At 66.8% G+C, this 8,981-nt stretch carries 9 protein-coding genes; 3 read left to right on the top strand and 6 right to left on the bottom strand.

The features are described 5' to 3' along the window. The 6 genes from QBJ92_RS03635 to QBJ92_RS03610 form a co-directional block, all read right to left on the bottom strand. The coding region (locus tag QBJ92_RS03635; RefSeq protein WP_277968318.1) for a hypothetical protein at positions 1 to 1,113 on the bottom strand (1,113 nt) is incomplete at its 3' end. Next, positions 1,110 to 2,057, bottom strand: a complete 948-nt coding sequence (locus QBJ92_RS03630; protein ID WP_277968317.1) for an exopolysaccharide biosynthesis protein — start codon at positions 2,055 to 2,057, stop codon at positions 1,110 to 1,112. The genes QBJ92_RS03630 and QBJ92_RS03635, both read right to left, overlap by 4 nt. Beyond that, on the bottom strand, positions 2,054 to 3,574 hold the full coding sequence (locus QBJ92_RS03625) for an XrtA system polysaccharide chain length determinant (RefSeq protein WP_277968316.1): 1,521 nt from the start codon (positions 3,572 to 3,574) through the stop codon (positions 2,054 to 2,056). Before QBJ92_RS03625 ends, QBJ92_RS03630 begins: the two co-directional genes overlap by 4 nt. A 13-nt stretch (positions 3,575 to 3,587) precedes the next feature. Beyond that, a complete protein-coding gene (locus tag QBJ92_RS03620; RefSeq protein ID WP_277968315.1) occupies positions 3,588 to 4,232 on the bottom strand; it encodes an XrtA/PEP-CTERM system exopolysaccharide export protein in 645 nt (214 codons plus the stop codon). A gap of 103 nt (positions 4,233 to 4,335) precedes the next feature. Continuing rightward, positions 4,336 to 5,565 (bottom strand): pyridoxal-dependent decarboxylase, exosortase A system-associated, encoded by a 1,230-nt coding sequence (locus tag QBJ92_RS03615; RefSeq protein WP_277968314.1) that lies wholly within the window; start codon positions 5,563 to 5,565, stop codon positions 4,336 to 4,338. Then, entirely contained in the window at positions 5,562 to 7,064 is a 1,503-nt protein-coding gene (locus tag QBJ92_RS03610; protein WP_277968313.1) for an AMP-binding protein, read from the bottom strand. The genes QBJ92_RS03615 and QBJ92_RS03610 overlap by 4 nt, the downstream gene beginning before the upstream one ends. A gap of 115 nt (positions 7,065 to 7,179) precedes the next feature. On the opposite strand from QBJ92_RS03610, the gene QBJ92_RS03605 reads away from it, so the two are divergent. Genes QBJ92_RS03605 through QBJ92_RS03595 form a run of 3 tightly spaced genes read left to right on the top strand, consistent with a single transcriptional unit; the run spans position 7,180 to position 8,955 of the window. Beyond that, positions 7,180 to 7,452: an acyl carrier protein gene (locus QBJ92_RS03605; protein WP_277968312.1), complete on the top strand. Its 273-nt coding sequence runs from the start codon at positions 7,180 to 7,182 to the stop codon at positions 7,450 to 7,452. 7 nt (positions 7,453 to 7,459) lie between these two features. After that, positions 7,460 to 8,173 carry a hypothetical protein gene (locus tag QBJ92_RS03600; RefSeq protein ID WP_277968311.1) on the top strand — a complete coding sequence of 238 codons (714 nt, stop codon included), beginning with the start codon at positions 7,460 to 7,462 and terminating at the stop codon, positions 8,171 to 8,173. Further along, complete coding sequence (locus QBJ92_RS03595) at positions 8,161 to 8,955, top strand: hydrolase 1, exosortase A system-associated (protein ID WP_277968310.1); 795 nt, start codon at positions 8,161 to 8,163, stop codon at positions 8,953 to 8,955. The genes QBJ92_RS03600 and QBJ92_RS03595 overlap by 13 nt, the downstream gene beginning before the upstream one ends. Positions 8,956 to 8,981 lie beyond the last annotated feature (26 nt).

Raw genomic sequence — 8,981 nt, 5'->3', positions numbered from 1 at the left:
GAAGGCATCGCGCTGATCGACGAAGCTCGTCGGCAAGCCGGACAAGCTCTGCCGCAACTGCCGCGCAAAGGTATCGACACTGTCGTAGACCACGATCTGCATGCCGATCGCGCGCGACGCGGCGTAGGTCAGCGTTCCGCTATAGGTCATCCCGCCATAGCGCTGCCCGATCCGCGCCTGCAGCGACGTGCGCGGCCCTGGCCGCCAGATGATCCCCCCGTCATAGATCAGCCCGTCGGTTTGATAGGCGATCCGCGGCGGGGTTGCGGGATCGGTCGCGAACCTGCCCCGCGCATCCACCACCGGTGCGCCAGCCGCATCGCGCAGCGGGTCCTTCTGCATGACGGTGATCTTCTCATACCCCGCCCCGGCGGTGACCGCGAGGGTCGACGCCACCGGCAGGATCGCCTCCGCGCGGACGACCCCGGATTCGTACCGCTGGTCGAGCTGCGACGCGGTGTCGTTCTCATACGCGCCGGAAACGGTGACGCCGACCGGAAGCACCCGCCCCGGCCGAACCCCGGCGCTGGCGGTGACGACATGGCTTTGCGCGCTATCGAACACGTCCAGCGGCTGGCTTCCGGCAGGAAGCGCGACCCGACCTGGGGCTTCCGTCTTGGTGTAGCCGTATTGATAGCGCGCGGCGATCCCGACCGGACCGACGGTCTTGGTCAGGCTCGGGCCGACATAGGCCGAATAGACCTGCGCGATATTGTCGACATTTCCGACGAGATTGACCGGCGCGCCCCCCCTTATGTCGGAACGCGCGCGCGTGGCGATCGCCCCGCCTTCGATCCGGACTCCCGGCGCAACGCCGATCGCTGCGCGCGCGAGGCCGCTATGCACGTCGGTGTCGCCAACGCGCTTGCTGTACGAGATCCGCCGCTCATACCGATAGCTGACCTGCGCCTGCGTCCGTCGTGTCTGCAACGATGCCTCGACGCCGGCGGCGAGAGTCGAATAGGTCAGTACGTCATCGTTGGTCAGATCCGCCGTCACGACCTGACCGATCTCGATATACGGCGCGATCGATTTCTGGCGCTCCGCGGACTCCCCGGGGGAAGCGACGAGCGCCGACACCCCGAGAACCCACAAACGGCGGCAGGGCGTCACTGCGTGCCATCCTGCCGTTCGTAATAGCTGCCGTACCGCCGTCCGCCCGGCGCATAAGCGACCGCGTTGAGCAGAAGCTGCAGGTGCTCGCATCCGTCGAGCAGCGCGACGGCTTCGCGCAGATCGCTTTCGCCGGTGCGATCCGCCCGCACCACGACGATCGCCTGACCGACATGGCTCGCAAGCACCGCGCCTGGAGAAGCGGCGAGCACCGGCGGTGAATCGAACAGCAGGATCCGGCGTGGATCCGCCGCGAGCAATTGCGCGATGACCTCTCCGGTCCGCGCGCTGGCGACCAGTTCGGTATCCATGGTCGTCTTGGTTCCGCACGGCAGCACGCTCAACTGCGGGATATCCGTCCGGATGACGCAGGATTCCAGCGCGATCGACGGATCCGCCAGCGCATCCAGCAACCCCGGTCCCTCGCGCAGCCCGATCCGGGACATCACGTCCGGCTTCGCAAAATCCGCGTCGATGAGAAGAACCTCGACATCGCGTTCGGCCGCCAGCGAGATGGCGAGGTTCAGCGCGCAATAGGTCTTGCCGTCATCCGGATTGGCCGACGTGACCAGGAAGGTGCGCGCGGCAACGTCGTCGTGCGGCCGCAGCGACCGCGCCGTCATCAACAGGTGCCGCTTCACCAGCCGGAATTCCTCGGCCAGCGCACCGACCGCCGCGCCGGGCACCAGCATGTGCCGCTCGGCGAGCAACGCCCGATCGACGTGCGCGCAGACGCCTGAAACGAGGGCGTGCGGTGCCGGTGGCGCGGGAGTCTCCGGTACCGGAGCGACGATGGGGTCACCCTCCGGCGCTTCGTCCGGCACCCCCCGAACGACCGGGTCGGTCGCTTCGTCCCGTCTCCGCAGATGCGCCTCGAAGTCATAGACCGCCGCTGCGCGCTCGAGCAGCGACGCGGGCGATGTGCGCGCGAAGGGGTCACTCATGCTGCCAATCCTCGCTGGATCATTTCGACACCGAGCAGCCCGACATACGCCACGCCCAATCCGGCGAATGCGCCGCCGTAATAGAGCAGCATGCGCCGCCGCGTCGCCGTTTGCGCGGGCCCGCGCATTTCCCCGATCCCGCCGATGACGGGCATGCCGGTCGCCTTTTCCAACCGCGCGACCGTGGGAAAGGTCGTCTTGAGCTGCGCCAGCGCAAACGCTCCCGCGACGCCTGCGCCAATCGCGAGGACCAGAACCCCAGTCAGCAGCAATGGCCGGTTGGGGGTCGCGGGAACGCGCGGCGCCGACGGGGGATCGATCACGCTGAACTTGATCGAGTCGGTCTGCGTCTGCGCTTGCCCGCGCAGGTTGATGGTCTCGCGGTCGGAAAGCAGCTTGGAGTAGGAGTCCTTCAGGACCTGATAATCGTTCTCGATCTGCGACTGCTCCGCCGCGACCGCCGGATCGCCCGACAGTTTCGCGGTGATCCGGTCCAGATCTGCCTGCAATTGCGCCCGGCGTGCGTTGAGCGACGCAACTTGCGCCTGTTTCTCGGCCTGGATCGAACGCATCGACAGATAGGCCGGATTGGACGAAGACCCTGCCCCGCCCCCGACGATCAGCGGCTCGGCCTTCGCCGCAGCCTGCGCGGCCGCAAGCTGATTGCGCAGCGCGACGACATCGGGATGCGCCTCGGTATAGCCGCGCGCGCGGGCGTCCGCCAATTGCCCCTGGATCGCGTTCAACCGGGCGCGGGCCGGTCCCATGCTGACGGCACCCGCAGCGCCCGCGATATTGGACGGCGTCCCCGCCATCTGCCCGTTGACCGCTGCCAGCCCCGATTGCGCCGCGGCGAGGTCGCTCTCGACCTGCGCCATCGACGATCGCGCGGAGGCCATCCGGTCGGTCAGCGTCCCCGTTCCCGGCAAGCTCCCCAGGTAGCGGTTCTGGAAGTCGGTGCGCTTGGCGTCCGCGTCCGCCAACTGCTTCTGCCGCTCGGCCAGTTGCGCGTCGAGGAAGGTCAGGCTCTGGCTGGTCTCGTCGCGGTCGCCCGACAGATTCTGTTCGACGAACAGGTCGATCAGCTTCTGCACGACCTGCTGCGTCACCTTCGGGCGTGACCCGCTCGCGACGATCTCGAACAGATTGTCCTGTTGCGCGGTGATTCTGATCGCCTTCTGCAGACCGGCGACGCGCTCGGCGAGATCCCGATCGGTTCGCACCGTCGCCGCGAGATCGGTTCCTCGTACGACTTTTTCGAGGCTCGTCGCGGACGTCAGCGTCTGGCGGATCGTATCAACGTCCTTCTGCTGGTCGGCGACCGTAATCCCGACCGCGGACGGGAGCACCGTCTGAAGCTGGACGAACACGCGTGCGCGGGATTCGTAGACGTTGGGGATTTGCGCAACCACCAGCCACCCCAGCAGCGCGACACCCCAGGCGATCGCCAGCGCGATCCACCGCCGCATCCAGATCGCATACGCCACGAGGCGCAATTCGTTAAACAACCCGCTCATTGCCGCCGCGCCCTCAGAACATGCTTTCGGGGATGATGATGACGTCGCCGGGTTCGAGCCGAACGTTGGCCCGGCTGTCACCGTCCTTAAGCAAGCTCGACAGTTTCAGCGCATATTCCGCCTGCTTGCCGCTCGTCCGATCGTAGCGGACCAGCCGGGCGCGATTGCCCGCGGCATATTGGTTGAGCCCGCCGACCGCGATCATCGCGTCGAGCAGCGTCATGTTGGCGCGATACGGGATCGACGCGGGCTTCTCGGTCGCCCCCACGATCCGGATCTGCTGGCTGAACGTCCCCGAGAAATTCTCGACGATCACCGATACGATCGGGTCCTTGATGTATTCGCCGAGCGAGATCTTCATGTCGTCCGCAAGCATCCGCGGCGTCTTGCCGACTGCGGGCATGTCGCTGATCAGCGGCGTGGTGATCCGGCCGTCGGGGCGGACCTGGACTTTCGTCGACAGCTCGGGATTGCGCCAGACGAAGATATTGAGCTGGTCGAGCGGACCGATGATATATTCTTCGCTCGGCTTGTCCTGCGCGGCGACGAACGCAGCTTGCGGCAGCACCGGGCGATCCGCGCCCGCGCACCCCCCCATCGTCGTCGCCACGACGCTCGCCAGCACGATACCTGCGATACTCCGGGAAACGCGCACCATAAACACCTCCTGCCGGGCACAGCGACCGTGGCGTCTTGTCTGACGTCCTGCGGCGCGCGCGCGGTGATGGTGTCGCTATGACCCGGAAGGGGTGAAGATAGCGTTAGGGCTCGACAGGAGCCCCCACGAGCAGTTCCCGCGGCGGCGCATGGCCAAGGAACGCCGTCGGACTGGCAGTGAGCCCATACGCCCCGGCCATGAACACCGCGACCAGGTCGCCGACCCGTCCCTCCGGCAGCAAAACCCGGTCGGCCAAGCGGTCCAACGGCGTGCACAGCGGTCCGACGACGCTGACCGTTTCCGTCGCACCGCCCGCCCCCGAAGCGATCGCCACGGGATAGTTGCGCCGAACCACCGTGCCGAGGTTCCCGGTAGCGGCGAGTTGGTGGTGCAGGCCGCCATCGACCACGAGGAAGGTTTCCCCCCGGCTGTGCTTGCGATCGATGATCCGCGTCAGATACACCCCCGCCTCTCCGACCAGCCAGCGCCCGAGCTCGATCGCATGGCGGGTGCCGGTCCGGTCACGCTCGCTCAACCGGTCGCCGAGCGCCGCGCCGATCGCCTCGATGTCGACCGGCTGCTCGCCCGGAAAGTACGGAATGCCGAAACCCCCGCCGAGGTTGACGAGCGGCGGCTGCGCGCCCGCCGCCTCGCTGAGCCGATCCGCGAGTTCCAGCGTTGCTGCCTGCGTCTCGATGATCGCCGCGGGATCGAGCGCTTGCGATCCCGCAAAGATATGCCACCCGCGCCAGTCCGCCCCGGCGGCGAGGATCGTACGCGCAACCGCCGCCGCTTCGTCCGCATCGATCCCGAACGGCGAGGCGCGCCCGCCCATCCGCATCCCCGACCCGCGCAATTCGATATCCGGGTTGACCCGGACCGCGAGCCGCGGGGTCACGCCGACCCGCTCCGCAATGTCGAGCGCGCGCGCGGCTTCGTTTGCCGACTCAACGTTGATCGTGACACCGGCGGAGATTGCCGCCGTCAGCGCGTCGTCGCGTTTCCCGGGCCCCGCGAAACTGATCGCCGTCGCCAGCTTGTGCGGCAACGCCATATCCATCTCCCCGGCCGAGGCGATGTCGAAGCCATTGACGAGCGGTGCGATGGCCGCCAGCAGCGGCGCGAACGGGTTCGCCTTGATCGCATAATGCAGATCGACACCTGTCGGCATTGCGCTGCGAAAACGCGCTATTCGGGCGGCAATCACCGTGAAATCGTAGACGAACAGCGGCGTATCGCCGGCGTTTGCGACCCATTCGGCGGCGGTCTGCCCCGCAATTTGCAGCGGCGTGGTCATCCCGAAATCTGCCGGAATGGCGCCCATCGGTTTCATGCCGTGATCTCCGCTTTCAACGCTGACCGATCGAGCTTTCCGTTCGCGTTGCGCGGCAAGTCCGCCCGCCAGACATAGCGTTGCGGTTGCTGGAAACTCGGCAGTTCGCGGCGCAATCGCGCGCGCAATTCGGCTTCGCGCGTGCCGTCCCCGCGCGCGACCACGACGATCGCTTGCCCCAGCCGGGGATCGGCCACGCCGATCGCGACCGCCTCGCGCGTTTCTCCACCGGAAAGGACCGCGTCCTCGATCTCGGTCGGGCTGATGCGGTTCCCGGCGCTCTTGATCATCTCGTCGTCGCGGCCGACGAACCGCAACAGGCCCTCGGCGTCCGCCACCACGGTGTCGCCCGACCACACCGCCATCCCGCTTTCGCGCGCCCATGCCGGTGCGGGGCGGAAGCGTTGCGCGGTCCGCTCGGCATCCTGCCAATACCCTTTCGCGACCAACGGACCGGCATGCACCAGTTCCCCGGCCTCCCCCGCATCCGCCCGCGATCCGTCCGCGCGCACGACGAGCACTTCGGCGAAGGGAATGGCCCGGCCGATCGACTCCGGATGATCCGCGACGAGATCCGGCGGCAGATAGGTGGAGCGGAACGCTTCCGTCAGGCCATACATCGGAAAGATCTGCGCCTCGGGAAACCGATCGCGGAGCCCCGCAATCATCGGCAAGGTCAAGGCACCGCCAGAATTCGTCAAGCGTTTCAATTGCCTTGCAACATCTTCCGGCCACGCGGTCTCAAGCAGCTGAACCCACAGCGGCGGCACGCCGGCCAAGGTGGTCGCCCCGGTCCTGGCGACCCCCTTCACCACATCGCGCGCCGTCAGATACTCGAGCGGGGCATAACGCGCGCCGGCTGCCCAGGTCGAAAACAGTTGGTTCTGGCCGTAATCGAAGCTCAACGGCAATACGCCCAGCACCCGGTCGCTCGGTTCGATCGCGAGATATCGCGCGACACTGATCGCGCCGAGCCACAGATTGGCGTGGGTCACCATGACCCCCTTGGGCCGCCCGGTCGATCCGGACGTGTACAGGATCGCGGCCAGGGTGTCGGTATCGGCGGTCGAGGGTGGCAAAACTGCCCCCTCGAAGCTCAGATCTGCTTCGAGGACAAGCGTGCAAGATCCGCCAATATCTCCCGCTTCGAGCGTTTCGCGTCGTCCGGGTTGGGTCACGAGCATCCCCGCACCGCTGTCCGCGACGATATGCGCAACCTGCGCGCGTTTGAGCATGGGATTGATCGGGACGTGCACCAACCCTGCGCGCGGAACGGCGAGGGGCAGCACACACGCAAGCCGCGTCTTGGGCAACCAGCTTGTGATCCGCGAGCCGGGCGGCAGGCCCAATGCGGCAAGCCGAGCCGCAATCTGACCGGTCATCCGCTCCAGATCCGCGAAGGTCACCGATCCGTCCTGATCGAGCAGGGCGATATCCGATGCGTTTCCGCGCGACGGTAACGTATCGATCGGATGCGGCGTGGGATCGAGCGGGATCATGCCCTCTGATAGCCCGCCGTGCTCGGCTGTGAAGGCCCTGCGCGCAGTGCCCTTGGCAGCGCGCCGCGCATTCTCTATCGCAACCCTCCGTAACCAGATCCAATCGAGGCGTTCCGTGCTCCCTGAAAACCATGGCGAGATCGACACAACCATCCGCGCCTGCCTGCGCGACGTGCTCGGCCTCAGCGAGGCACGGGTCGCGGCGTTTCAGGACGATACGCCGCTCTTCGGCGCGCTTCCCGAACTCGATTCGATGGCGGTGGCAGGGTTGCTGACCGAAATCGAGGAACGGCTCGGCATTCTGATCGAAGACGACGAAGTCGACGGGGAAATGCTCGAGAGTTTCGGCGCGCTCGTCCGCTTCGCATCGGCGCACGCGCCGCGATGACGGCGGGGTGATCGACCAGTACGTCTGGCGCGGCGGCAAAGAGCTGATGCTGCGTTTCGGTCCTTCCGAAGGACCATTGGCGATCGTCACCCTGCCCTTGTTCGAGGAAGCCAACCGCCTACGCGCGTTTGCCGTCACGCTCTGCCGCGCGCTGGCCGACGCCGGCGTCGCGAGCGTTCTGCCCGACGTACCCGGGCAAGGCGAAAGCCTGACGGATCTGCGGTCGTGTACACTCGCGAATATGCGCTCGGCTATGGCGGCGGCGGGCGCAGCGCTCGGCAGGTCGGACCGCAACCTGCCCTATTCGGTTGCGCTGCGAAGCGGGGCATTGCTCGATCAGGACCTTGCAAAAGCCGGACGCTGGCTGTTTGCGCCGCAGAGCGGTGACAACCTCGTTCAGGTGCTCGATCGGATCAGGCGCACGTCGGATCGGCTCGGTCCCGGAGCGTCCGGCAAACAGGATGTCGGCACGCCGCCGCTGGTCGAGATCGCGGGGAACCGGATTCCGGCGCGTCTTCTCGAAAGCCTTCGGGCGGAGCGTGCAGACGGCGACGGTGACCTTCCGCAGCGTATCGTCCGGTTGAGCCACGCTTTCCAACCGGCTGACCAAATGGTCGAAGGATCAGCGCTATGGCGGCGCGCCGAACCCGGCAACGACCCGACACTCGCAGCGCTGCTCGCCAGCGACATCGTCGCGTGGATCGCCGCATGCGAACGGTAACCGCATTTCCTTGTGCGGGGGAAACACTGTTCGGAACGCTGGACGGTTCGCACGGCACGACCGGCCTGCTGATCGTCTCCGGCGGAAACGAAATACGGATCGGCGCCCATCGCGGCATGGCGCTCCTTGCCCAGCGGCTGGCGCTTCAGGGGATCCCGGTGTTCCGGTTCGATCGGCGCGGGATTGGTGATTCGACCGGAGAGAATCGCGGCTCTCGTTCCTCCGGACCGGACATTGCGGCTGCGGCGACATGGTTTCGCGAGGTCGCCCGGATCGATCGACTGATCGCGTTCGGGAATTGCGATGCCGCAACGGCGCTGGCGCTGTATGGCGCCGACGCCGGCGTGGATCGCCTGATCCTCGCCAATCCATGGGTCATCGAACAAACCGATACGTTACCGCCCGCAGCCGCGATCCGGGCACGGTACCGCACCAAACTGCGCGACTCACGCGAATGGCTCCGCCTCGCCCGCGGTGGCGTGAATCTCGTCAAGCTTTCTCGCGGCTTGCGAAAGCTGGTTCAAACGCGCCCACACCTACCCGACAGCCTTGGCGTCCAATGCATCGAGGCGATCAACAGAAATGCGGCGGCAACCACGATCCTGCTCGCCCGGCACGATGCCACGGCCATCGCATTTCAAGACGCTTGGGACGCATGCGACCATGCCACGCGGGATCATGTGCCAGTGCACGTCTGCGACACCGCCAGCCACAGCTTTGCCGGCGGGGCGGACGCGGCGTGGCTGGAACGCCAGATCCTCGCCGCGATCCTGCGCGACTGACCGGCGTTCCAGCCACCGGTTGCGGT

Origin of the sequence: Sphingomonas echinoides (genome assembly GCF_029623395.1) — a bacterium.
Classification (GTDB): Bacteria; Pseudomonadota; Alphaproteobacteria; order Sphingomonadales; family Sphingomonadaceae; genus Sphingomonas; species Sphingomonas echinoides_A.
The sequence above is the reverse complement of the archived record's forward strand: the minus strand, read 5'-3'. Positions and strand labels throughout refer to the sequence as shown.